Raw genomic sequence first — 24,456 nt, 5'->3', positions numbered from 1 at the left:
AACTAATTCTTAATATTCAATTAACTCTTGTAAATTTTATAAATTACTTGGGAATTTAACTATGAAAAATTAAACATGAATAAAAGATGCCAACAAACCTATGGCACTCTTATCGAAGCACTACTCAGCTGCCCCAAAGATGAGGAAGTCAAAATTTTAGCTGCTAACCAAGAATTAATTGATAATGTTTTAGTAGAGACAATGCAGCAGATGGCATTCTCTTTAGTAAAACTGGATAATCAGGAAGGGGCTAATTTTTTAATCAATCTCATTCCAGCCATTGAGATGAGTATTGGCGTGCCATCAGCTAAGTTTGAAGAAACTTTTAACAAGAATAAACAAATTACTGATGAAAAACGGAAAAAAGCTCAGTTAGCTTTGATTAAAGCGCTACTAGATTGTCCGAGTGGTTCTGAATCAAAACTTTTGCAGGCTCACCCAAACTTGCTTGACGGCAGTTTTGTCAGAATGATGAGCGAAGTAGCGGTTGAGCTAAGAAGCCAAGGTAGTGCCAATGCTTATCAGTTTTTATTAAATCTAATGACTGAGCTAAGTCAAGCATTGGTTCGTAGGAACAGTTTACCTTACATAAAACATATTGAGAATTTACTACGTTGTCCCCAAGGTCAAGAGCGTCAACTTCTTAACTCTCGTCCAGACTTATTTAATTATGGTTTGGTACGAAAGATGGAAGAGTTTGCTGATTTATTGGAAGAACAGGGACGAGATTATCATCCTGATTGGTTGCGAACATTGGCTGCTCAGATAGCCGATGAAATAAAAAATCCGTCTCCCTATCTCAAGCTTGTCCACGACTTAATTAATTGTGCTGAAGGTGAAGATAGAAATCTCTTAAACGCTCACCAAGAACTACTCGATAGTTACTTGGTACAGATGATGGAACAAGTAGCAGATGCCATCGAACAGCGAGGCGATGAGAGTCGGGCTGATGCGTTGCGACGCTTTGCAGCAAGACTAAACTACGAGCAGTATGAAGATTTATTAATTGAGCTATTGCAAGCAACTCAAGACAGCCAAGGTAACCTGCAATTTGTTTATCCCATACTGCAAAACAACTTGGATAAACTAACTGACGATTTGATTGAGTTTATCAAAACTTGGTGGGAGCGGACGTTATCTCAAAAAAGTCCATCTTATAAAGAGGCTGTAGCAGAATTTTTAATGAACCTGAGTAGTTCAATCCAGAATTTTCCTCTAGGGAACCATGCTGTTAACTTAGAAATTGCTATTGCTGTCTACGAGCTAATATTAACAGTATTTACTTTGAAGACAGCCCCAGATTATTGGGCGAATGCTCAAAATAATTTGGGACTTGCTTACGAAAATCGCATTCGGGGCGATCGCGCAGAGAATTTAGAACAAGCGATCGTCTACTACCAAAAAGCTTTAGAAATTTACACATACAAAGCCTTTCCAGTGGAATGGGCTGTAGCTCAAAATAATTTGGGAAATGCTTACGCCAAGCGCATTCGCGGCCAACAGGCAGAAAATTACGATCGAGCGATCGCCTGTTATCAAAATGCTTTGCAAGTTCGCACCCGCGAATCTTTTCCGGAAAAATGGGCGCAAACTCAAAATAATTTGGGACTTGTTTACAATGACCTAATTCAAGGCGATCCTGTAGAAAATCTGGAAAAGGCAATCACTTGCTTTGAAAATGCCTTACAAATTCGCACGTGTGAAGCTTTGCCTGAAAAATGGGCCCAAAGCTTAAATAATTTAGGGATTACCTATAATCTTCGCATACGGGGTGAGAAAGCAGAAAACGTAGAAATGGCGATCGCTTGTTTTGAATCTGCTTTGGAAGTTCGTACTCGTCAAGCTTTTCCCAAAGATTGGGCTACAACTCAATTGAACCTGGGATATGCTTATTCGATTCGCATACTGGGGGATAAAGCAGAGAATTTGGAAATGGCGATTCAGCACGATCGAAATGCCTTACAGGTATACACCTTGCAAGCATTTCCAGAAAATTGGGCACAAATTCAAAACAATTTAGGAAGCCATTACCGCAAACGTATCAAGGGTAAGCAGGAAGAAAATTTGCAACAATCAATAACCTGCTTTCAAAATGCCTTGCTAATCTACACCCATGATGCCTTCCCAAATAAGTGGGCATCTACCCAAAAAAATTTAGGTCTGATTTACACTCAACTAGAACAGATCGCACAGGCAATTGAATGTTTTGAGTCAGCATTAGAAATTTTTACTCCCTTATCTTTTCCCGTTAATTGCTTCACCACTGGCATAAATTTAGGCGAAATTGCTTTTAAATCTGGAGATTGGCAAATAGCGATCAAAGGTTATGCAGCAGCAATTGAAGGCTATGAACAACTTCGTACTTGGATCGCTTCCGAACCCAGTCGTCAAGGCTTACTCCCACAAGCCGGTAACCTCTACGAAAATATGGTGCAAGCCTGCATTAACAAAGGTGAGTTGGGTAAGGCACTGGAATATGTTGAGCGTTCCCGTGGGAAAAGCCTCGTGGAATTGATGGTAAATAATGACTTTAAGGATGGAGAAATTCCCCAAGAAATTGAAGAGTTATTGCAGCATTACAACTACTTGCAAAAGATAATTAATCAAGAACGCGATCGCATTGATGGTGATGGCACAGAAAACATCCAAATAGTTAGCAGAACTAGCGATCGCGCTGCCTATGCACCCTACACTAAAAGAATTGCTGAATTAGAAAAACAAAAGCAGTCAATTTGGCAACTACTCCGTCAAAAAGACCCCCTACTCGCTGCCCAAAAACAAGTTACTGCGCCACAGTTTTACGGTATGCAACGACTAATTCAGCAGCCGACTACAGCCATTCTCAGCTTTTACACAACTAGTAATGATACTCATGTTTTTGTCCTGCGGCATAATGAACTTTCTTGTCATACCTCTCCAGGTCAGGGATTTAAAAAAGCACAGGGTTGGATAGGAGCAGAAAATGGGCAACTAGAGCCAATAAATCCCGCAGAATTGATTACTATACCTGTGTCAGAATACGAGCAGATGCCTTTACAAATTTGTATTTTGTCTAATTGGCATCGGCAAGATATTGAACAAAAAGAAATAATTAATTATGTTTTAGATGAAGTAGCAAAAAAGCTTCAATTAGAGGAATTAATTACCAATCATCTCCAAGGAATTGAAGAATTAATTATAGTACCTTACTTGGGTTTGCACCTAATTCCTTTTGCTGCATTACCAATTGGAAATAACCAATATTTAGGCGATCGCTTTCTTATTCGCTACATTCCTAGCTGTCAAATATTGGAATTTTGTCAAAAGCCTGGTGAAGTAAACACCTATTTAAGTTACGGCATTGTAGAAAATGCTACAGATGACCTACCCTGGGCTAGTTTTGAAGGTGAAGAAATCGCCAAAATATTTAACATTCCAGAAAGCCAGCGTTTAAGAGGAAGCAGTCAAGCCACTTGCAGCAACTACCTACAGCTAGCCAAACAAGTTCAGGTACTTCACTGTTGTCACCACGCCCAATTTCGCCTCGATCGCCCCTTGGAATCGGTGCTGAAATTGGGGGATGGTAATATCACTTTAGGGCAGTTAATGACTCCTAGCTGGCGTCTGTCTCAGCTTTGTGATGTGTTTCTCGCTTGTTGTGAGACTGGCCTGGGAGTGCCTGAATTGCTCACAGGTGATATATTTACGATTTCTACTGGCTTTTTATGTGCTGGTGCTAAAAGTGTAGTTAGTAGTTTGTGGTCAGTAAATGACCTAGCTACATCACTATTTTCTATCTTCTATTACCACTACCGTAAATATGGCAACAGTAGACCTGAAGCACTACGGCAAGCCCAAATTAAACTGCGTCAACTCAAAAAAGCAGATTTACTAGAAATATCCCAACAAGTCGAACTTAAGCGCAAAGAAGCGAGAAATAAGCGAAAACAATATCCACCTGGTTCAGCAGAATATTTGGAATGCGATCGCGAATATAAAAAGTACGCTGGTATGACGCTGGAGATTGATAAAGTCAAAAATTTACCCGAAGAGTTTCCCTTTTCAGATTCTCGTTATTGGGCTGCTTTTATTTGCCACGGTTTAAGGTAAATAATTAATCAGGCGATCGCCTCAGTAAATTAACCTTTAAATCACCAATTTTCTCACGTAAGCCATAATCAAATATTCATATAGGAAAATCTTACAGTTATAAATAACAATAACTGTAAGACATTTAATATCTTGATTTGATGCCGGATTGTTGATGTAACTAAGGTATAAGTAAAACTTTCAACACCTCAGACCCTAATACATCAACCAAAAATTTATGTACCTAATCTTATTTCATTCTTCGACTACTAAAATTTAGTTTCTGTAGTTCACAAGAGGCATGAAATTTAGCTGCGACGACGTGTCCAAGGGCCCCAAATAGCACAGGTAATTCCAGGACTTTGGATATTGACAAACAATGTTTTACCATCTGGCGAGAAGCAAGCACCAGCAAATTCACTGCCATTAAAGGGAGCAGGTATAGCGTTTGCTGCGAAGCGATACACTTCACCTCGTTGGTTAACGCCTTGGACGTATTCTATACCGCTACCATCTTCACACACAAAGAGGTCTCCAAAGGGAGATACGGTAACGTTATCAGGAGCATTAAGTTCCTCACTACCGCTAGACTCCACAACTAGGGTGATAGTATCGTCGGTGGGGTTATAAGCAAAAATTTGCCCTTGTCTTGCATTGCCACCATCGGTACAGGTGAAGTAGACCAAGCCATTGCCATACCAACAACCTTCACCGCGTGAGAAGATCGCCGCACCATTATTTTGGGCTTGAGTCTTCACGGGAGTTTCATTCGGGCCGGGATCGACATTCCCTATTTTTACCCAACTGACTGGTAGTGGTTGGTTTTTATATTGAGCGAAATTGGTTCGAGTATTCACTCTAAACATTCCGTCAATGACTAGCGCCTCAAGGGTTCCACCACTTCGGAGGTTGCCATATTCATTTGGAACGAAGCGATAGAAGGAGCTAGTTCCATCATCTTCAGTTTGATATACCCATCCAGTTGCCGGATCGACTGCGAGCGCCTCATGGTTAAAGCGACCCATTGCTACCAGGGGCACTGGGTCGGCAACCTTAATCTCAGATGTTACAGGAACCTCAAAATTATAGCCATGCCTTTTGGCAGCAATAGTCAGAGTCTCTTCACAGCTAACCCAAGAACGCCAAGGAGTCGGCCCGCCAGCGCAGTTACGAATAGTCCCCGCCAGAGACACAAAATGTTTTCTTACCCGACGGTCAGGGCCAACAACTATTGTTGTTGTACCTCCTCCAATTTGGTCATATACAAATTCGGGTTTTGCAAAAGCACCATTAGGAGTCGGATTTAACTCGTGGTTTCGTACCAGAATTGTAGTGTTGTTCGGGCTGGGAAAAGCAGCCATGCCATCATGATTACTTGGTACTTTGTTACCATCATCCATGAGTTGGCCTGTATATGAAATTACGGTGTAGTTAAAACCTGGAGGAAGTTCCAATACGGGGTTTGTGCTTAATTCAACGCCATTAAAAGCAACACCAACGAGTTCACCTGCATTTTCAGCCAGTTTCGCTTCCAAGGGGCCATAACCAACTCCTCGTGCAACTTGACCGCGAGCAGCCCTCGCATATAAAGCTTCCAAGGGCGAAAGCATTGAAACACCAGCTGCGCTAGCACCAGCTATGGAAAGAAATCTGCGTCTTGAAAATCCCATTCTTCTGCTTAGTCTTTGTTCTTGATATTCCAGCGGATCAAGTGAAAAGTTATTTGGCTCAGATTAAGCTTAGATAATGGCTGGTTTAACTCCGGGTTATTCAAGAAGTATTTAACTCGAAATCAGTGATGAATTTGATGAAATTTAGTTGGTGGATTTAGCTGAAGAATTATTGAATAAGTTTGTATAATTTTCGTGTTAAGTATTACTAATTATTGTTGAAATTATTATGCGGCAAAAATTTAGCGATGAAGAATATAAATATGAACAGCTAAGAACTGCATATTTAATTATTTTTAAATAAATTTTAAAAAGCCTTTGAATATTGTGAGCGATCGCCTACTGTATTTAATCTATCTACTGACTTAACTTGCGGTAATGCTGCACCAAAATTCTAAATCCAAAAATAAATATTGGGTGAAGCGATGGCCCCACCCAATTTCAAATTATCTAAAATTAATTTTCAGAACTAATTCGCTACTTCAGCTAGTTCAATAATCCGGCCTTCATAGTCCTTGACCAAAAAATTCAGGGGCTTGCTGTTACGAATCTTGAATTTTAAACCGCGCACTTCTACTCGCATTAAAATCATTTCCAGACATTCGTGGTCAAAGCAGACGTGACGTTGCTGATTTTTGCTACCTAAACTTGCACCCGTAATGACGTGTAGCTGGGTATTTTTCTTTAATTGATACCACAGTCCTTCACTGCCGTTATTCATCGTTTTGCTAGACAAACTCGGTGAGGTAGACATATACAGCGGATCGATTCCAGTTGCACCTATGGTTTGTTCGTAGTTGTAGTAGTAGTGCAAAGGCACTTCAGCTGCTGGTAAATCTAGCAGCCCTTCATACAACTGTCGGGCAATCTCCAAATCGGACACCATCACAGTATGTACTTTTGGAGCACTGGTGAGGAACATCCACATGGCACCAGCGTAAGCCGCCAACAGCATCACCATGATCCCTTGGGTGGAGAAGAGGCTATCCAAAGGCAGGGAGGGCAAAAAGGAGGCTAAAGTAAGGGGACTGAAAAGGAACGATATCGCGCTAACTGCTATAACCATGAACAAATAAGGATTCTATAAAGGGAGAGGTTTTTATGATTGTCGATTAAGACTAAAATCAAGTCCTTGTTTTTAGTTTATCAATATTTAACTAGTCTGAGTCTGGGGCTACAACTTGAGCAACACCAAGATATTATGCGATTAACTACAAGAGTGCAATTGCCAAAATTATTTTTAACAACTATCAATCTCAAGGCTGATGCAAATTCCTTCTTTTCCTGAAGCTAATCACCCCCTGGTTAAATCACTGTTTCATCACAGTGACGATGAATTACTGACTCTGTTTCAGCAGCATCCCGATGCTGGCAAGTATTTTACAGTGATTTTTTGCCGCTATAGCCCCATAGTCTATACCTTAATTCGGCATTCGGCGCGATCGCCTGTACAAGCAGATTATCTGTTTGCCCTCACTTGGCGCCATATTTACTACGAACTCGGTGGATTAAATTTAAATCGTGGTGAATCAGGTCAAGAAACCTTAACCATACAAAATTGGTTAATTAACATGACCGCTTTTTGTATTAACGAAATTAAAGTACCACCCACAGAAGCAATTCACTATTCTCTGGAAGCAACTTCGCCGCCGTTGTGGTGCTATGTAGAACAAGCATTAGATCAATTACCTCCAATTTTGCGCTTGATTGTGTTGATGTCTCAAACTTTTCATTGGAGTGACACTAGAATTGCTGCTTATCTGCAAGCTGAAGGAGAAGCGATCGCTCCTAACGAAGTAGCCAATTTTTTCCAAGAAGGCTATCGTATGCTAGAGGACAAATTACCCACAGATATTCGTGCTATTTATCTTGGTGAAGATTTTGCTCAAGGTTAGCTTACGTATAAATGCGAGTATTAGTTGTCTTCAAATTAAACTTAAAACTTCACTTTAGATCTTCTACTTAAGCCTGCAATTTGATGGGTAAGTTTTATGAGACAACAGCTTGTATTTCCCAGGCACAAGGTAAACGTTGATGTAACTGCGATTTTTCAGCGCCAAGTACTTTTGCACGGCTTTTTATTGTTTACTTTTCTGCTGACTCCCATAGCCGCGGGTGCCGTTGATATTACCGAACAACTCCACCGTCCTTTAAATAGTTCCGTTGGGCGAGAATCAAGAGATGAAGCAGACAGTTTGCTGAGTATCGGCGAACAACAATATGCCTCAGGATATGCCAACAAAACAATTACCTCTTGCTTGCGGGCGCTAGAACTATATCACTTAATAGGCGACCTGAAAGCTCAGGGGTTGGCTTATAATTTGCTTGCTAAGGCTTATATCCAGCTTGGTAGTTCAAAAGAAGCCGAAGATGCTTTACGAAGAGGTTTAGCGATCGCTCGTGATACTAAAGATTTTCAATCTCAGATTTTTGTCTTGAATAATATTGCGACATTTTTACTCCAAGAAGGAGAATTTGTAGCTGCTGGAAAAACTGCCCAAGAGGCATTTACAATTGCTCAGAATGTCAAAAATATTGAAGGTCAAGGACTATCTCTGAGTAATTTGGGATTAGTGGCAGCGAGGTTGGGAGATTACAACAAAGCAATTAAATTATATGAAAATGCTTTAATTTTTCGGCGTCAAAGTGGCGATGCCATCGGTGAAGCAAATACTTTAAATAATTTAGGTGAAGCTTATTTAGCATCGGGAAATTATCAAGATACCATTGGCACTTATGGTGCAGCAATGCAGATTGCTAAAATTAACCGCGATCGCACTAACGAATTACGAGCAATTGATGGTTTAGTGAAAGCTCACAGTGCTGCCGGTCGCCACGAACGCGCTTTTGAATTATTACAGGAGCGTTTAATACTCGCCAAAGAATTACAAAATGTGCGAGAAGAATTAAAATCTTTTGAATCCTATGCTCAGTTATACGAGCAGTTAGGTAACTACCCAACTGCTCGTAATTTTTACGAAAGAGCGATTATACTGGCGCGAAAATTAGAAGACAGCAAACAAGAAGTAATATTGCTGGACAAGCTGACTCAAATGCTCAAGCGGTAAAGCAATTTTGGATTTTAGATTGGCCATCAGTGGCGGGTCTAAATCCCCCACTGATTGCGTTCTCAATCCTGAATTCTGAATTCTTTTTTAATTAAAGAACACTGAACCGTTTTGTTCAATCCTCAAAGCACTTCTGCCTTGAGATGCATCGGCGGTTTCGTTAAATGTAACTTCTAAAGTTCCTGCTTCTGATGAGGTTTGTGGAGTTACAGTTACTTGTCCGCCATCTTCCCGTTGGAATGTTACTGTTACGGGTACGGTTACGCGTTGGAGTGTGACACTGGATTTACCTCTTAGCAATCGCGGTGCCGTATCCCCGATGACTTGGTAAGTTACATTAGCCGCAGTATCATTGACCAACCTGATATCAACTCTACTATTTGTGAGTGCAATCGTAGTGTTCGGGGTTTGTGCTGGTTCTACTGGTAGCGTAGCACCTGGTTGTGGTGATGTAGGAAGTACTTGCCCCTGAGTTGGGGGAACTGGGCCTGGTGGAATAGCACCTGGTTGTGGTGAGGTAGGAGGTACTTGCCCCTGAGTTGGGGGAACTGGGCCTGGTGGAATAGCACCTGGTTGTGATGGTACTGGAGGTTCTTCACCACCGACACCTAATCTTACTTGGTCTGGTGATGGAGTCGCAGAGACGGGAAGAAGTCCTTGTGCTGCTAATCTTTGAGTTAGCGCATTTGGAGGACATCCTTGGGGTACCACAACGCGAGAGTTATGTGGTTCTTCGTAGAAAATACTAGGACAAGGGTTAACACCTGGAGTAGATTGTTGTGCCACTGCGTGAGGAATCGCTGGCAAGGTAATTAGTAGGCCTCCGCAAATAGCGCCTAAAAATTCAGCAGATTTACGAAAAATTGGAGAATTATTAACCATTATTCACTCCTGAAATACTTTGATTGTCTGATTTTGAAAAATTTTAAATGTAAAAAACTTAGAACTCAAAATTCGCCAACATTTTTGTGATATTAGTATATTCATTAGGTATATAAACCTTGTTATTTAAGGACTCTAAATTGTGAATTTTGAGTTCTAAATTACATTCTTAAATTAACGATTATTTAAAAGTTGTACATCTAACTATAGACTTGTAGATCGCATATATTTACACGTGATATTTACTTCTGAAGACTGAAAAGCTGGAGCGTTCAATAAGTCTACAGACTCTAATTATTTTTTTTGATTGCAGAAAATTTTGTATTAGTTAGTTTGTTTTTTCATAGCAAAAAAATTAAGCCTTTACATCTGCCACGAGAAACAATATAAGACTCCTCTGTGATAGCCTCAAAAAACTTGCCATCAACTCGAAAAGTTAGATTCCTCACTTACTACTAGACAAAAAGTTCAAAATCAAAGCAAATTATGGAATTGAGAATTTAAGACTCAAGAGTTATTGGTAAAGTTACAGCGAAAGTAGTGCCAATGCCTTGGGTGCTTTCAACTTGAATATGACCCTGGTGATGTTCGACAATAGCAGCAGCGATCGCTAATCCCAATCCTGAACCTGTAACGCTGGCTGTAGCTTTATTCCCAGTGCTATGAGTGCGTGCTGGGTCTACCCGATAAAAGCGGTCAAACAAGCGCGGTAGCGCCTCCGGTGGAATTCCAACTCCGGTGTCACTAACTTTAACTTGCAGCTGGCTGCCAGTGTAACGTCGTCCAGAAACGCGATTTATTCCCTCTATCCGCGCTAATTCTACTTTCACCCGTCCACCTGCCGGTGTGTAATGCAAGGCATTGGCAATCAAATTTGTGAACAGTCGCACCAATTGATCCCAATTGCCCACAAGGGTAAACCAATTTTCTAGTAATTCCGGGCTAGTTTCCGAAGCGGGAGGATCGACTAAATCTAAAGTTAAAGCAATTTTTTTTTCTGGAAATAATAGTTGTTGTTCTTCAAGAACTTCCATTAGCAAAGCATCCAAAGGACAAGGCGCAAAGACATCTTTGCTGATACCACTATCTTGCCTTGCAAGGAAGAGTAAATCATTAACTAACCTACCTAAACGCTGCGTTAACCGTTCCACCATCTTTAACTGTTGCCGATACTGCATAGAAGCAGTAGTTTCTGCCTCTGCTAACTCCAAGTCAGCAAGAGCAACTTGCACATTGGTTTGAATCAAAGTGATGGGACTTCTCAGTTCATGAGAAGCATCAGCAGTAAATTGTTTGAGACGTTGATAAGATTCACCTACTGGTTCCATAGCTTTACCCGAAAGAAACCAGCCACTTGCTGCCACAGAAACTAGCATTAATCCAATACCCAACCCCAAATCAAAAATTAATTGGCGACTGGGCTTAGTAACTTCAAACCAAGGATGGCTAACACGCAGATATCCTAATACTTGCCGTCCGACTTCCACTCGTTGTGTGACTTGTCGCAATAAAAGTGGGGAGTGGGGAGTGGGGAGTGGGAAGTAGGGAGTGGAAAATTTATCATCTCCATCTTTTTGTTTCTCTTTTTTGACAACGCGGACGGTTTCACCTGTGCGGTTGGCATGAATGGGAATATCTAAGGGTTCAGATAGCGTTGACCAAATTAATTCACCAGTGGGGTTAAACCATTCTAGGTCGATGTGGTCATCTTCTACGCTGTTACCATTCTCAGGAAAACTCGCCTCTACATTCATCAGAAATTTATCAGCGCTGGAATTGGCTGGCTCAACTATGAGTCTAGATGCACATGGGTTTGTTGTTAAACATCGCTCTACTATTTCCACTACATGGTTAAGGGTATCGTCAATTCGCTCAATCAGTGTACTACGGACGTATAAATAAACGCCGCTTGCAAACAGTAGTAGTAATACAGCAGTCACCGTAGTGTACCAAATAGCCAGACGGCGCCGAGTAGCCTGAAACATGTTTTTTTACTCCATTTTTTTGACTTAAATATCTTCATATTACGTATTTATACGGCTAAAAAATAGCTCAAAAGTTGAGTTTTGGTGATTTTGCTGAGGTTGAATTTTTGCTCAAGAATTACACTCTTGTTGCGGTAAATCTGCTTAATCTTATTTTATTCTTTACACGCAAGATAAAAAATTGATTTTCTTTAACTGTTTATATCGAGATTTACTGAAACTGTTGTTAAATCCATCAAAATCAATCTGACGTTTAAATATTTAATAATGATTAATCTCAGCTAATAGCCAATTTCAGATCACTCAGCTAATAGCCAATTTCAGATCACTTGAATTCCGAGAAATTTTATTGTGAATATCTTGAAAATTTCAATTCAGACAATTATCAATATCTCCCTAATGAGATTCAAAATTAATGGAAAAATCATTGGAATTTGTTTATTATATTCAACAATTTCATTTAGGATTGTATTAATTCAAGTATCTGCGATCGCTTTAGATATAAATAGTAAAAACAATATCGGTTTCATCTCTAATAATGAGCCTAATAAAATAGATAATTCTCAAAGCAAAGCAAATTTAATACAAGCTTTAAAAGATGCTAAATCTAATTCAGACAAGCCAAAACATTTACCCAGAAGGATCCTAGCTGACGTTATCCCAATTGAAGAATATAAAGACAAACCTCCCAAGCCACCGGAAGAAGATGAAGAAAAACCTCAACCAGATACAATTAAACCATCAAATTCAAATCAACCAAAACCATACACACTCCCACAACGAATACTAATAGAAAAACTACGTCGAACAAAAAAGCAACCACAAGCGATCCAAAAGAAAATCATTATTAATGCTTTGACTGCCAGCGCTAACAGGTATCCTTGGATTACTAATCCTACTGATAACCTGACTTTTAAACCTCAATTATTTAAACCAAATGAAGACGAAAATTATATAGATACAGATTTAAAGATCAGATTTTCTGGAGACAATGATTTTATTGATAAGTTTACCTATGCTAAATTTCCTAAAAACGATCAGTTTTACTGGGTTCTCGATAAAAATCGATTAGTAATTGAGACTAAAGGTACACAAGCAGGTATTCTTGCCCAAGGTAGAGCTACTGAAACTTACACTACCCAAAACATGACATCAACCCAAGGATTTTGGGGATTGCAAAATATTAGTACTTTACCTGTAAATTTTGATGAATTAACCGGCGGAACTGCAATTCAAGATTTTTCTATACTTTCTATAGCAGGAGAACTAATTAATCCTGAAGGGATACCTGCTGGTAGAGTGGTAATTAATAGCGGAATTAATTATAACGATCCTAATGTCACAGTTCTGGAAAGAAGTACACCAATTATTGGTGGTGGTTCCACTTTTAGTAATGATGGCGGCGGAGCTTTATTTGATTTATTAGATGCTAATAATTCACCTAAAATTCTACAAGCCTTTCCTACCACAAATTTAAAGCCTTTACTAAATGGCGGAAGCGTTAAACTCCAACTAGGCGAAATTATTCCCGATCGCGCTTTAGAAGCGGCTGGTATTTTCTGGGGAAATATATTGACAGGTGAAGGTTATGGTTTTACTGCTCCTGTCTCTTCATTACCAGGTATTAAGATTGCCCAGAGAGGCCAATTTGATAATGTTGATTTATTAAATATAGCAGTTAATCCTTATTTGACACCACTTGAAAGAGACTTGTCTTATTTAAATTCTTTGTCTTGGTTCTCTTTCGGCAAAAGAGACCCTACATTTGAAGTTTTATCGGAGACAAAAACCACTTCCAATTGGCACAGGTTATATGCTAGCTATCCTCATAACCGCACCGTCATTCAATACGATCCAGAAAAAATTAGTGCTAGTTATTCTAATGTTTTTGCAGGCCCGGGATTCTCTATTACAGCTAATTTTAGTGACTTTAGTATCGATGGTATACAAACAGCTAATTCTACTTTAGGACTGGCTTTAGGTGGGATTTTTGAATTCATTAATATAGATGATATTGACGAAAATTTAGCAGAAGCACGAGAACGCTTTAAAAACGGAGAAAGCTTTTTTGAATTAAATACAAAGGCTACACCAAATCAAAGAAGACAAATTAATAATAGGCTGAATCGTACTTTAGCTTATTCTAATGCAGCCACTCACCTCGAACAAGTATCTGGAAACATGACAATTGAGAGTAAAATTACTCCCAATAATTCTAGTATTTTGGAACTGAGAACAGGAAATCACAAACGCGCAGTTCAATTTTTACAAAGAGATGTTGAACTTTTAGATCCAGGTGATACATTCTTTTCAAACCTCAGACTTTCTAATGAAAGATTTGGTCCTCTGACTTTCATCGGCAATCAAATACCTTTGCCTAATACTGGTATCAATCCCATTAATGAATCTAGCGGTGCTGAAGTTATTTTGACTAACTCCCAAGGTCAACAATTTGTACAACGATTTAATTCGGAAGATAACACTATAGTACCAATTCCAGTCCGGACATTTGATTTAGCATTCGATTATTTTGAACTCACCAGAGTCGATCTCATAGGTGTGAGTTTTAAAAGCTTTGATGGTTATTTATCTTTGCCTTCAGTAGAATTATTAGCTGCGGGTTCTTCTGGGGATTTAAACTATAGCGCTAGTGTAGGAACTTGGTTTAACATCAATGCCAAGTCAGCGCCTGAAGTTTCTAATAATAATTTAGGGTTACCAGAACCATCTCTCGGTATATATGCCAATATTCTGGTTAACTATATTAAAACTCATGTCCAGTTAAACTCAAATAAAAAACCTGTAGCTATCAATACTCACATACCATCCTTGAAAATTGATTGGAATAGTGCATCAAATAGTAATAATCCTTTTTCCACTGTATTAAGCTATTACTTTAATCATCAGGAAAGAAATTTAAGTTTTTCTTTAGCACCTGCAATAGCTTTTATTCAAGAGAATAGCAATGGTGAGTTTTTAGGATTGTTTAGTGGCGAACTTAGTACTAGCACGGGCTTGAATATTACTACCAACCTAGAGTTGGGTAAAAGTTTTTTCTATGAGCTACAAGGTTTACAAAGACTCAGTAGAAATTTATCTGCTGGTGTTTATATTAAAAATTATTCTACCAAAAATATCGGTTTAAATACCCGCTTATCTGGGTTCAATTATGGAGCTATTTTTAGATATAGCTTTCCTGAGAATAATGTTTTTATAGAATCTAAAATTGGTACTGGCGAAGAAGGATTGAATTTGCAAATTCAAGGTGGTTATCGATTTTAAATACAAGAGCCAATAGGCCACTAAAAATGATAAAATTTTAGATATTAATTATTTATACAATATATAAGACTATTATTTGACTGGATAAAAAATCAGAAAAATCAAACAGCTTTTTTTTGTTGACTCTTGCTTAAAAATTATTAACAGGACTTACGCAAAAATGACCAAAAAGCTTAATTTATCGAACCGCCTTCGCGTAGCGTCTCGCAGAGAAGACGCCAAGAACGCCAAGGATTCGTAGAGTGTGCGTAAGTCCTAATTAAATACAGCAGATTGCAACTTTGTGAGGTACAGATAATTGTAAGGGCGAACGGCTGTTCGCCCCTACCTGCGTACTTCATTTAGCTGAAAAACGCTGTATCGTAGATGCAGCAATAAAATTATATATTTTTCCAACTATTCTAAAGACCCTAAGCTATTAGTACTGTTGATTGTCTGAATGAGAGATGCTGTATCGGGAACTGATATTTGATTATTCACTGTTTGTAAAGTTTGATTCAAAGGAAAATTATTATTTGTGATTATTTTATTAGCTGTGCCTACTGTTAGAGATAAAGAAGTGATTCTTTGATTAGTTCTTCCAATATTTGTGAAAGTAGGCGTTATTGTTAGAGTTGTGTTTGTGCCGGGATTTAAAAAATTATTACTAACAGGTAAGGACAGTTCGCCACTAACACTTTGATAACCACCGGAAGGCGAAACTATAGAAACAGCACCACGCGCTACAGCTTCTTGTCCATATACTGGCACTGTAATAAAATTACCTATACTAATAAAGCCCAGCAAGTAAATGCTTCTTTTAAGAGTTACAAGCAATTGACAAAATACGCTATACATAGATAATTTATTCCTCATACTTTTTGAGATTGGCATGAGAAATATAGCGGGAACTTGCCAGAAAATTTGCTTGCTAGGCTACTAAAATTTGGTATAAGGATTTACACTTAGCTAATAAAGCCAAAAGACAAAGAGCAAAAGACAAGAGTAATTATTACGTTATTGTCTTGCTACTATTGCCTTTTGGCTATTGACTATTTCCTATTGCCTCTTGCCTCTTGCTTTATTAAGAAGATTTGATGAAGTATCTATTTAAACAATGTCAAAAGCCCGATTTCTTCAAGAAACCGGGTTTATATGGTAATATAGTCGATAGGTTTGGAATACAGCCCCTCAACTACATTCAAGGGGCTGTATTTTTTATTCAATCTTTTACATCTGAGTCGCTCTTTACTTTATCCCTTATCGAAACTATGGATATAGGCAAAGGAGAGTCAGTCGAAGAATTGATTTGCGTATTACCAAATATTTTGATGCAAATGCCTCGCATGGAGATAGTAGTAGCCGTCTTATCTCAACTGATGGCGATGTTTTCTCAAACAATATCCAAAAAGACATTAAAAATCAGTGCAAGGTGTGAAAGCATCTAGACTAAAAGTCCATCGTTTTTTACACCATCGTGATTTTGTGTCAGTTAACAATCAGTCTATTCTAAACCGCCAGCACTAGCTGCTCTAACAAGGGCTGCTAGGTCTTCAACTGTTGAAAAACTAGCGGCATCAATCTGTGCTGCAATAGCAGCTTCGATTGTGGCACTAGGTGGCGATGCTAGGTTTACAACTGCACCTGGATCTATTGTTAAATCTACTACAGATTCATCATTTCCACCCGCAGTGCCACCGTATGTAGGTGTAACAACTAATGCTGGACCTGTAAAATACGCAGAAGTAGGTGCGGTTAACTCAGCACTGACGCTGATAGAAGCACCTGATGGTCTAACGATTGTAACCGCACCACGAGCAGCAGCATCTCCTGCATTTGCAGGTGCGGCAAATAAATTACCAACGCCAACCAAACCTAATAAGCAAACGCTTCCTTTAACGATCGCAGAAATTTTCATGATTAACAAACTCCTCGTGTTGTTTATCTTTGCGTTTTCAATATAACCATTACCTCCTATAAAGATTTCAGTAATAACACTGGATTTTAGAAAAATTTCAGCGGTGATAAATAAAAAAAAATAATGGGCAAAATTGTTAGTATCGATCCGAGCAACAGCATTAATATCTGAAAAAATAGAGGTTTTTGCCTAGCCAATATCTGTATAGCATTTGTAGTAATGGTTACAAATATTATTATTGAGAAAAACTAAATCTAAAAAGTACTTTAAGTGTGGCTTTAGACTGTTGCAATACCAAAAATCTATGTAAGCTCTATTTAATAATTAGTGAAAAACTTTCAGAAATGCTGATGTCATATCTTTGCTAAATCTTGAGTATATCTTCATGGGTAATATACTCTGGACAATGATTTGAATTCTAAGACATAACGTTGTAGGGGCACTGTCATTGGTGTCAACTTAAGCTAGAAATAGCTTCGGTGTTGGCTTCCTCACCCGCCAAGAAATAAATTTCTTGGCTAATAGCTCAAGTCTACTGAAGTAGACTCAAAATCTTGGGGCATATTTAGTAATCTTTAGATTACTTTTGCTATGAGCAAGGAACTTCAGTTCCTTGTGGGACATCGGTTTTACGTTAAGTTGACACCAATGGGGCACTGTGCGCCTCTACGAAAGACATAATATTCCAAATAATTAAAACCACCTATAAAATGCAGCTATGACTAACTGTTGCCTGAGTGTTATGCTCAAGCACCATTTAACTTACTATGTTTATTGTCCCCAAGTTAAATGGCTGCACCTGCCTGCCTTTAGGTCATTATGGCAAAGTCTAAAAAAAGCACTAATCCCATCAATCTTAACGATCCACAATATTATCTTAACCGAGAGTTAAGCTGGTTAGAGTTTAATGGCAGGGTTTTACATGAAGCCTGTGACGATCGCACTCCTCTTCTCGAACGCCTGAAGTTTTTAGGAATCTTCTGTTCTAATTTAGATGAGTTTTTCATGGTGCGGGTTGCTGGTTTAAAGCAACAAGTTGAAGCGAAGGTCAGCCTGTTAACTCCCGATGGTCGCACGCCACAACAACAGCTAGACGATATTCGGTCTACCCTGATTCCCCAGGTGAAGAAACAGCACCAACATTTTGAGCAAGTACTCCGCCCGTTATTAGCAAATCATGGGATTCATATCCTGAATTATATAGATTTAAATCAGAGACAGCGGAATCATCTCGACAGCTATTTTGAAGAACAAGTTTTTCCAGTTTTGACTCCGCTGGCTGTTGACCCCAGTCATCCGTTTCCTTTTATTTCTAATCTCAGTCTGAATTTAGCAGTTGTGGTGAAAAATCCAGACACCGATGAAGAATTTTTTGCCAGAGTAAAAGTCCCTAATGTTCTGCCACGATTTTTACCCTTACCTCGTGAGTTGGCAACCCAAGATAATGAAAAACCGATTCACTGGATTGGGATACCTTTAGAACAAGCGATCGCTCATAACTTAGAATCTTTATTTCCAGGGATGAATATTCAAGAATATCATCCATTCCGCATTACCCGCGACGCCGATCTAGTTTTAGAAGAAGATGAAGCCGACGATCTATTATTAGCGATCGAACAAGAACTGCGAAAACGGCGTTTGGGTGGAAGTCCAGTGCGGCTAGAAATTCAATCCCAAACACCTGAACCAGTGCGATCGCGATTATTGCACGACTTGGAATTAACAGACAGTGATGTTTACGAAGTAGATGGTCTTTTGGGACTGCGGGATTTGATGTCTTTTATGTCCTTACCACTACCAGAACTCAAAGATCCACCACGTCAATCTGTTGTACCGTCGCGCCTGCAACGTCTTAGAGAACCGAGTTTAAACCCAGATGCACTGGAAACAGACGAAGGAAAAGACTTTTTTGCGGTAATTCGTGAAAAAGATTTGTTAGTACACCACCCCTATCAATCTTTTTCTGCCTCGGTGGTGCGGTTTATTACTTACGCCGCCTATGACCCGAATGTGTTAGCCATCAAAATGACTCTCTATCGGACTTCTGGCGACTCACCCATCGTTAACGCTTTAATCGCCGCCGCCGAAAATGGCAAGCAGGTATCTGTGCTGGTGGAATTAAAAGCGCGGTTTGATGAAGAGAATAATATTTACTGGGCAAAACGATTAGAAAGAGTTGGAGTTCATGTTGTCTATGGTTTAGTGGGGCTGAAAACGCACAGTAAAACCGTCTTGGTGGTACGGCGAGAAAAAGACCGGATGCGTCGCTACGTACATATTGGGACTGGTAATTATAACCCAAAAACAGCACGGTTGTATACAGATTTGGGATTGTTTACTTGCCGTGAAGAAGTAGGTGCCGACATCACAGATTTATTTAATTTTTTAACAGGCTACTCTCGGCAAAAGTCTTATCGAGAAGTATTGGTTGCACCTGTGAATATGCGCGATCGCTTTTTGGCACTTATTCGGCGGGAAATCGAAAATGTTCAAAAAGGCTTTTCTGGGCGCATTGTTGCGAAAATGAATTCCTTAGTCGATCCACAAATTATTGCCACTTTATATGAAGCTTCCCGCGCCGGAGTACAAATTGATTTAATTGTCAGAGGCGTTTGCTGTTTGCGTCCTGGACTCAAAGACATTAGTGAAAACATTCACATAATCAGCATTGTCGGTCGCTTTTTAGAACACTCTCGGATTTTTTATTTTCATAACAACACAGAAGAAGAAATTTATATTGGCAGTGCCGACTGGATGCGCCGCAACTTAGACCGACGAGTGGAAGTAATTACCCCAATTAAAGATCCAGATATTGCTAAAGACTTGCAAGAAATCTTGGGAATTATGCTCGCAGATAATCGCCAAGCTTGGGAGTTACAAGCTGATGGTACTTATATTCAACGCCGTCCTTATGATGATTCTCCAGAAGCCAATTCCCAAAAAACTCTGCTCAATATGGCCTTACGCTCAACTAGTGTAGCCTCAAACCTGATTGATTAAAAAGATTAAGTTCCACGTGTTTCGATCGCAAATCAGACGACGCAAGCCGCTAGCTTCTACCTATTTAGAATCCCTATCAAGCAAGAATCCGCCAGCTTGTAATTGTGGGGAGTGTCAAAACTAGATTTACTTAGTTTCTTTACAAAATTTTAATTTTTTGAAAAGTTATCTAAGTTAATTGTCATAGGTTTATAGAAGTTATTCAACCATAGGATAGAGTAAGTGCTGGCACTTATTCCCATAAACTAGAGGGGTTATTGTAAATAATTTTGTCTTTTCCCTCAATGTTAATGTTATCCTGTGAGTTTTCTACATTGCGCGTTCTAGTAGTTGATGACCACGAACTTACTCGTTTAACTCTACAATTGGCTTTTTCTTGCCAGGAAAATATCCAAGTAGTAGGCTTAGCCACTAATGGTCAAGAAGCTATAGAAATGGTTAAACGTTGGCAGCCTGATGTAATTGTTCTAGACTTACAAATGCCAGTCATGGATGGCTGGAGTGCATCTAGCCAAATCAAAGCTATATCTCCTAACACTCAAATCCTTGCTTACTCTTCGGTAGAGGATGTAAATTTCCAAGGGACAAAAAAAATGTCTAGCTTTGATGATGTTTGTAAAAAAGATGTACCTACCTCTGAACTGATTGCTTTAGTTAGGCAGCTAGGTAAGCGTGCAGTAAATGGCATTACAGAGTGAATGATAATCTATTGCATTAGCAACCCAGGCTTAGCTTAATTGCAGGGATTTCAAGACATTATATTACTGAGAAAGGTCGGTATATCCTGAAGTTCAAGGCTACACCGACGCAATTTTTGATACTTTCTACTCTAATGGCAAGCCTTAAGCGGCTTCCAAATAAAAAAATATCCTACTGTTCGCAGTTAAGGGTCATCAATCAACAACTTCAAGTAGTTGTTTTAATTTCTTCGAGTTCCCTAACTATAGTTCTGTTTCCGGAACCGTGCGTCTAAATTCATCAATTAACTCATCTAGTTCTTCCAAAGCTTGATTTACGTCAATTCTTAAAGTTCCCAAGTTTGGCTGTTCCAGTAGACTCAGCAAGTAGTCCCGCTTACTTTGGACTACGGCGATTCGTTCTTTTATAGTCTGTAGATCCATTACTTTTTCTTTGTGTTAAGTACCTTTAAGTTTAAACTTAACTCATAATCCAATATTCTGGAATACTAAGTAGGCTGGGTTTGACTTCGTTTAACCCAAGCGTATTTCCTTCTAAAGACAGTTGACGAAGGGTTTTTTGCCAGCAAACAGGCTATTATTAATTCCTACCCCCGGCCCAAGTTACTATCCTTGGCTGAACTTACTATGAGTGGACTTCAGCTATTGCGGGCTGATTGACGCCAAATTGGCATAGGAAGTATTGTTTGAAATTATTGGGACAGCTTTTTAGCAAAGGCTTTTAATCCAAAATCTAAAATTCAAACAAAATTGGTATGACTCATTGAGAATGCTGCAAGCAAGATGGGCTAATACTCTTTCCTAATTTGTAGCTCATAGCCGATGATAATAAAACTAATATCATTTCATAAAACTCGTACTACAAATACGTAGGTAGGGGCAGACAACTGTAAACCCCTACAGGCAATTCATTTGTTGCCAAGATTTTTAGAAATGGTATGAGATATTAGCAATTTATACTCATCTAAGCTCATGCTAGGCCAAATCTCTTTGGGAACACTCGGTTTAACTATCGGTACCATATTAACCATTATTGGCTTCATTGCCTATGCTGCTGATAACGCGACACTCAATCTTGTCGGATTTTTTTATGGGATTCCTCTATTGTTAGGGGGGCTGGCACTGAAAGCTAATGAACTCAAGCCAATACCCTTTAGCCAACCTACATCACCATCAACATTAGAATTGCGTCAGCAGCAAGCAACTGTAACTCAAAATAAAATTCGCAAAGACATTACCAGATATTGCTATGGTCAAGATGCCCATTTCGATACAACACTTGATTTTTTGGGTTTGAGTCCCAGCGATGAAGAACGACCAATAGTTACAGGGTTGCGAGAAACAGAAGTCCATGGAAATTACACCTTAATTTTAGAATTTGATTCGCCCTTAATACCAATTGATTTATGGCAAAAAAAACAAGAAAAGATGACCAATTATTTCGGCCCTGGAGTGGAAATTCAAATAACCCAGCCATCTGAAAATCAAATTGAATTAGCATTAATAAAAAATGCTCAAAAAGAATCAATAGTTAATAGTCAATAATATTGGGGACTGGGGACTAGGGAGTGGGACTGTCGATCGAGAAGCGATCGCTCTCCCATCTGCCCCTTTACTCCCTACCTAATTCACACAATTGAGACGCACAAAGCGATTCCGAATTCAAAATCTCAAATTCAAAATGGTATTACTTTTCTAGACGAACTGCATACCATTGCAAATATTGTCCGGGACCAATATCTAATTCACAACTGGTGTCGAGTAAATATTGTGCTTGGGCCTCCACAGTATCAAATTTTTGTAAGTCAGGTGGCAAATCTTGAATTTTAAGTTGCTGGAGAGTTGTTTGGAGTTTTTCTAATAACTCTGATAATGTCAAAAATTGTTCTGGTTGATTTGTTTCTAGAACAACAAAATTATCCTGCTGATACATTAATGGATTTGGCATTTTTAGTTTTAGTGAATGTAGATAGTTTTTGATTTTCTTTGCAAAGAAATTAGTATTTGTTTTCTATAAAAAAGAATTTACTCAGCAATTAAGTAATTGATTTTTGTAACAATTTTATCTGCCTGCTTTGTTTGTCTCTGTTCTCTCTTGCTTGGGCGATCGCTTATATTTTTAAATTCATAAACAATCACAAATTGCTAAAGGCTTGGTCTTTAATTTTCATATAATTATAAATTTATTTGTTAAATATAAAATTTAAGATTTTTTATTAGTTGTTATCTATGAAATTTTAATTACTCAATTAATCTACTTTAAAATTAGTTAGGTATCCTCACTATCCAACAGTCATAAGAAATATAAGAATTTTTACTGATTTTTTCAAGGATGATTAATCAAAAAATAAAGCTTTCCACAAATTATAATATCAATCTTATGTAATTATACTAAATCACTACAATCGTTGGCGAATAGGCTCAATTAATTTAAGTAAAGCGATGTGAGTATTTAGTATTAGGTAGATTTTCAGTGCAGTTTACGAATTAGTTTGACCTATCTAGCTAGGTTTTTAAAGGAATCACAAAATTAAATAATTAAGGTCGATATTTACAATTCTCAAGATAATTGTAATTTGACTTTAATAATGGGGAAATATAACAGTAACATTTCCTGCCATAACCATAGAGGAATAAAAAGGTAGCAATTGCCTTTGAGTTCCAATTATAGATTGTATATGCAAATTAGTTATCTACCGCTTGCTTGGCTCAATAATATTGAGCAGTCTATTCTCAAAAAACAGTTGATTGTCAAGCCAAACGCACCCTTGCCACAAATGCTGGCATCGATCGAAATAGCGATCGCTCCCATACCATCTGATTGCTCAGCCTTTTTCAGGATAGTCTCGCAAGTAGAATTTAACTCATGTCAGGCATAAGCAGCCCATTTTCTCTTTCTAAGCAACCACCACTGATTCTAGTGGCTGATGACGACAAGACCATTCGAGTGTTGCTGCGTAAAGCTATGGAGCAAGAAGGTTACCGAGTGGTGGAGGTCAATGATGGTAAGCAATGTTTAGATGCTTACGAGACTATTAAACCAGATATAGTGTTGCTGGATGCTGTAATGCCTGTGATGGATGGCTTTACTTGCTGTAAACAATTGCTTCAAATTGCTAGAAATAATCTGATCTCAGCACTAGCAACCTTTGATACTGATTCTGTGCTTGGCAATACTGTGATCTCTAAGATATGGGAGCGAACTCCCATTTTGATGATCACATGCTTGGACGATGAGGAATCTGTAGACCGTGCTTTTGAGGCGGGAGCAACTGATTATGTTACTAAGCCAATTCATTGGCCTGTATTGCGCCAACGGCTACGCCGACTGCTACAGCAAGCTCAAGTATACAAACAGCTAGAAGCAGCAAACCAAGCTTTGCAGCACCTCGCCAATGTCGATGGCTTAACTGGCTTACCAAACCGTCGTCGTTTTGACGATTATCTTAATACTCAGTGGATTAACTTAGCACAGGAGGAATGCCCCCTGTCACTTATTTTATGTGATATCGACTATTTTAAATTTTACAACGATAAATATGGTCATCCTGGCGGCGATGTCTGTTTACAAAAGGTGGGTACTGTCTTAAGCCAAAAGGCACAAAAACATCAGGATTTAGTAGCCCGTTATGGTGGTGAAGAATTTGCTGTGATTATGCCATATACACATGCCTCTGGTGCTGTTCATGTTGCCGCAGGAATGCAAGCAGCAGTCAGAGATTTGCAAATTGTTCATGACGGTTCAGCAGTGAGTCAGTACGTTACCCTAAGCATGGGGGTAGCAACTGTTGTTCCCACTTGGGAATCCTCACCTTTGGATTTGATCGTGCAGGCAGATAAAGCCCTCTACCAAGCAAAAGCTGGTGGGCGCGATCGCTTTGTTTCAAGTAGTCATTAGTCATTAGT

Annotated in this window: 18 protein-coding genes; 10 read left to right on the top strand and 8 right to left on the bottom strand. The window is 38.9% G+C overall.

The window, feature by feature from the left end; translation table 11 throughout:
• Positions 1–75 precede the first annotated feature (75 nt).
• Entirely contained in the window at positions 76–4,089 is a 4,014-nt protein-coding gene (locus NSTC745_RS11760) for a CHAT domain-containing protein (RefSeq protein WP_445637293.1), read from the top strand.
• 287 nt (positions 4,090–4,376) lie between these two features.
• Here NSTC745_RS11760 and NSTC745_RS11755 read toward each other — a convergent pair whose 3' ends face one another.
• Complete coding sequence (locus tag NSTC745_RS11755; protein ID WP_445637292.1) at positions 4,377–5,738, bottom strand: alkaline phosphatase PhoX; 1,362 nt, start codon at positions 5,736–5,738, stop codon at positions 4,377–4,379.
• A gap of 469 nt (positions 5,739–6,207) precedes the next feature.
• Positions 6,208–6,804: a glyoxalase-like domain protein gene (locus NSTC745_RS11750; RefSeq protein ID WP_096541419.1), complete on the bottom strand. Its 597-nt coding sequence runs from the start codon at positions 6,802–6,804 to the stop codon at positions 6,208–6,210.
• A 199-nt stretch (positions 6,805–7,003) separates the two neighbouring features.
• Here NSTC745_RS11750 and NSTC745_RS11745 point away from each other — a divergent pair, with 199 nt between their 5' ends.
• Both NSTC745_RS11745 and NSTC745_RS11740 read left to right on the top strand, forming a co-directional pair.
• A complete protein-coding gene (locus tag NSTC745_RS11745; protein ID WP_445637291.1) occupies positions 7,004–7,633 on the top strand; it encodes a sigma-70 family RNA polymerase sigma factor in 630 nt (209 codons plus the stop codon).
• 96 nt (positions 7,634–7,729) lie between these two features.
• Positions 7,730–8,806 (top strand): tetratricopeptide repeat protein, encoded by a 1,077-nt coding sequence (locus NSTC745_RS11740; protein WP_445637290.1) that lies wholly within the window; start codon positions 7,730–7,732, stop codon positions 8,804–8,806.
• Positions 8,807–8,893: 87 nt separating this feature from the next.
• On the opposite strand, the gene NSTC745_RS11735 is transcribed toward NSTC745_RS11740, so the two are convergent.
• Complete coding sequence (locus tag NSTC745_RS11735) at positions 8,894–9,688, bottom strand: hypothetical protein (protein ID WP_445637289.1); 795 nt, start codon at positions 9,686–9,688, stop codon at positions 8,894–8,896.
• A 500-nt stretch (positions 9,689–10,188) separates the two neighbouring features.
• Entirely contained in the window at positions 10,189–11,673 is a 1,485-nt protein-coding gene (locus NSTC745_RS11730) for a sensor histidine kinase (RefSeq protein WP_445637288.1), read from the bottom strand.
• Positions 11,674–12,072: 399 nt separating this feature from the next.
• Here NSTC745_RS11730 and NSTC745_RS11725 point away from each other — a divergent pair, with 399 nt between their 5' ends.
• Complete coding sequence (locus tag NSTC745_RS11725; RefSeq protein ID WP_445637287.1) at positions 12,073–14,955, top strand: hypothetical protein; 2,883 nt, start codon at positions 12,073–12,075, stop codon at positions 14,953–14,955.
• A 396-nt stretch (positions 14,956–15,351) separates the two neighbouring features.
• Here the strand turns inward: NSTC745_RS11725 and NSTC745_RS11720 are convergent, their stop codons facing one another.
• Positions 15,352–15,792, bottom strand: coding sequence for a hypothetical protein (locus NSTC745_RS11720; protein WP_445637286.1), 441 nt, complete (start codon positions 15,790–15,792; stop codon positions 15,352–15,354).
• 239 nt (positions 15,793–16,031) lie between these two features.
• Here NSTC745_RS11720 and NSTC745_RS11715 point away from each other — a divergent pair, with 239 nt between their 5' ends.
• Positions 16,032–16,382: a hypothetical protein gene (locus NSTC745_RS11715; protein ID WP_445637285.1), complete on the top strand. Its 351-nt coding sequence runs from the start codon at positions 16,032–16,034 to the stop codon at positions 16,380–16,382.
• Positions 16,383–16,438: 56 nt separating this feature from the next.
• On the opposite strand, the gene NSTC745_RS11710 is transcribed toward NSTC745_RS11715, so the two are convergent.
• Positions 16,439–16,852, bottom strand: a complete 414-nt coding sequence (locus tag NSTC745_RS11710; protein ID WP_445637284.1) for a hypothetical protein — start codon at positions 16,850–16,852, stop codon at positions 16,439–16,441.
• Positions 16,853–17,671: 819 nt separating this feature from the next.
• Between NSTC745_RS11710 and ppk1 the strand changes: the two genes are divergently transcribed.
• Both ppk1 and NSTC745_RS11700 read left to right on the top strand, forming a co-directional pair.
• A complete protein-coding gene (gene ppk1 / locus NSTC745_RS11705; RefSeq protein WP_445637283.1) occupies positions 17,672–19,852 on the top strand; it encodes a polyphosphate kinase 1 in 2,181 nt (726 codons plus the stop codon).
• Positions 19,853–20,136: 284 nt separating this feature from the next.
• A complete protein-coding gene (locus NSTC745_RS11700) occupies positions 20,137–20,550 on the top strand; it encodes a response regulator (protein ID WP_096541392.1) in 414 nt (137 codons plus the stop codon).
• A 243-nt stretch (positions 20,551–20,793) separates the two neighbouring features.
• Here the strand turns inward: NSTC745_RS11700 and NSTC745_RS11695 are convergent, their stop codons facing one another.
• Positions 20,794–20,973, bottom strand: coding sequence for a hypothetical protein (locus NSTC745_RS11695; RefSeq protein ID WP_445637282.1), 180 nt, complete (start codon positions 20,971–20,973; stop codon positions 20,794–20,796).
• A gap of 549 nt (positions 20,974–21,522) precedes the next feature.
• Between NSTC745_RS11695 and NSTC745_RS11690 the strand changes: the two genes are divergently transcribed.
• The gene (locus NSTC745_RS11690; protein WP_445637281.1) at positions 21,523–22,095 is read left to right on the top strand and encodes a DUF2854 domain-containing protein; all 573 of its coding nucleotides are present in this window, start codon (positions 21,523–21,525) and stop codon (positions 22,093–22,095) included.
• 142 nt (positions 22,096–22,237) lie between these two features.
• Here the strand turns inward: NSTC745_RS11690 and NSTC745_RS11685 are convergent, their stop codons facing one another.
• Positions 22,238–22,498: a chlororespiratory reduction protein 7 gene (locus NSTC745_RS11685; RefSeq protein WP_445637280.1), complete on the bottom strand. Its 261-nt coding sequence runs from the start codon at positions 22,496–22,498 to the stop codon at positions 22,238–22,240.
• Between the two features lie 730 nt (positions 22,499–23,228).
• Here NSTC745_RS11685 and NSTC745_RS11680 point away from each other — a divergent pair.
• Together NSTC745_RS11680 and NSTC745_RS11675 are read left to right on the top strand one after the other, a co-directional pair.
• On the top strand, positions 23,229–23,429 hold the full coding sequence (locus tag NSTC745_RS11680; RefSeq protein WP_096541380.1) for a hypothetical protein: 201 nt from the start codon (positions 23,229–23,231) through the stop codon (positions 23,427–23,429).
• Positions 23,417–24,448, top strand: coding sequence for a GGDEF domain-containing response regulator (locus tag NSTC745_RS11675; protein ID WP_445637279.1), 1,032 nt, complete (start codon positions 23,417–23,419; stop codon positions 24,446–24,448). The genes NSTC745_RS11680 and NSTC745_RS11675 overlap by 13 nt, the downstream gene beginning before the upstream one ends.
• The last annotated feature ends 8 nt before the right edge of the window (positions 24,449–24,456 follow it).

The sequence above is a fragment of the Nostoc sp. DSM 114161 genome (assembly GCF_052692665.1).
Note: the sequence above shows the minus strand (reverse complement) of the source record. Positions and strands in the feature narration are given on the sequence as shown.

Excerpts from the sequence above, each read along its gene's own strand:
- NSTC745_RS11730 (WP_445637288.1), bottom strand. The coding sequence starts at position 11,673 with ATGTTTCAGGCTACTCGGCGCCGTCTGGCTATTTGGTACACTACGGTG.
- NSTC745_RS11750 (WP_096541419.1), bottom strand. The coding sequence starts at position 6,804 with ATGGTTATAGCAGTTAGCGCGATATCGTTCCTTTTCAGTCCCCTTACT.
- NSTC745_RS11755 (WP_445637292.1), bottom strand. The coding sequence starts at position 5,738 with ATGGGATTTTCAAGACGCAGATTTCTTTCCATAGCTGGTGCTAGCGCA.
- NSTC745_RS11690 (WP_445637281.1), top strand. The coding sequence starts at position 21,523 with ATGCTAGGCCAAATCTCTTTGGGAACACTCGGTTTAACTATCGGTACC.
- NSTC745_RS11725 (WP_445637287.1), top strand. The coding sequence starts at position 12,073 with ATGAGATTCAAAATTAATGGAAAAATCATTGGAATTTGTTTATTATAT.
- NSTC745_RS11735 (WP_445637289.1), bottom strand. The coding sequence starts at position 9,688 with ATGGTTAATAATTCTCCAATTTTTCGTAAATCTGCTGAATTTTTAGGC.
- NSTC745_RS11680 (WP_096541380.1), top strand. The coding sequence starts at position 23,229 with ATGCAAATTAGTTATCTACCGCTTGCTTGGCTCAATAATATTGAGCAG.
- NSTC745_RS11740 (WP_445637290.1), top strand. The coding sequence starts at position 7,730 with ATGAGACAACAGCTTGTATTTCCCAGGCACAAGGTAAACGTTGATGTA.
- ppk1 (WP_445637283.1), top strand. The coding sequence starts at position 17,672 with ATGGCAAAGTCTAAAAAAAGCACTAATCCCATCAATCTTAACGATCCA.
- NSTC745_RS11700 (WP_096541392.1), top strand. The coding sequence starts at position 20,137 with ATGTTAATGTTATCCTGTGAGTTTTCTACATTGCGCGTTCTAGTAGTT.
- NSTC745_RS11720 (WP_445637286.1), bottom strand. The coding sequence starts at position 15,792 with ATGTATAGCGTATTTTGTCAATTGCTTGTAACTCTTAAAAGAAGCATT.
- NSTC745_RS11675 (WP_445637279.1), top strand. The coding sequence starts at position 23,417 with ATGTCAGGCATAAGCAGCCCATTTTCTCTTTCTAAGCAACCACCACTG.
- NSTC745_RS11715 (WP_445637285.1), top strand. The coding sequence starts at position 16,032 with ATGAAGTATCTATTTAAACAATGTCAAAAGCCCGATTTCTTCAAGAAA.
- NSTC745_RS11710 (WP_445637284.1), bottom strand. The coding sequence starts at position 16,852 with ATGAAAATTTCTGCGATCGTTAAAGGAAGCGTTTGCTTATTAGGTTTG.
- NSTC745_RS11695 (WP_445637282.1), bottom strand. The coding sequence starts at position 20,973 with ATGGATCTACAGACTATAAAAGAACGAATCGCCGTAGTCCAAAGTAAG.
- NSTC745_RS11685 (WP_445637280.1), bottom strand. The coding sequence starts at position 22,498 with ATGCCAAATCCATTAATGTATCAGCAGGATAATTTTGTTGTTCTAGAA.
- NSTC745_RS11760 (WP_445637293.1), top strand. The coding sequence starts at position 76 with ATGAATAAAAGATGCCAACAAACCTATGGCACTCTTATCGAAGCACTA.
- NSTC745_RS11745 (WP_445637291.1), top strand. The coding sequence starts at position 7,004 with ATGCAAATTCCTTCTTTTCCTGAAGCTAATCACCCCCTGGTTAAATCA.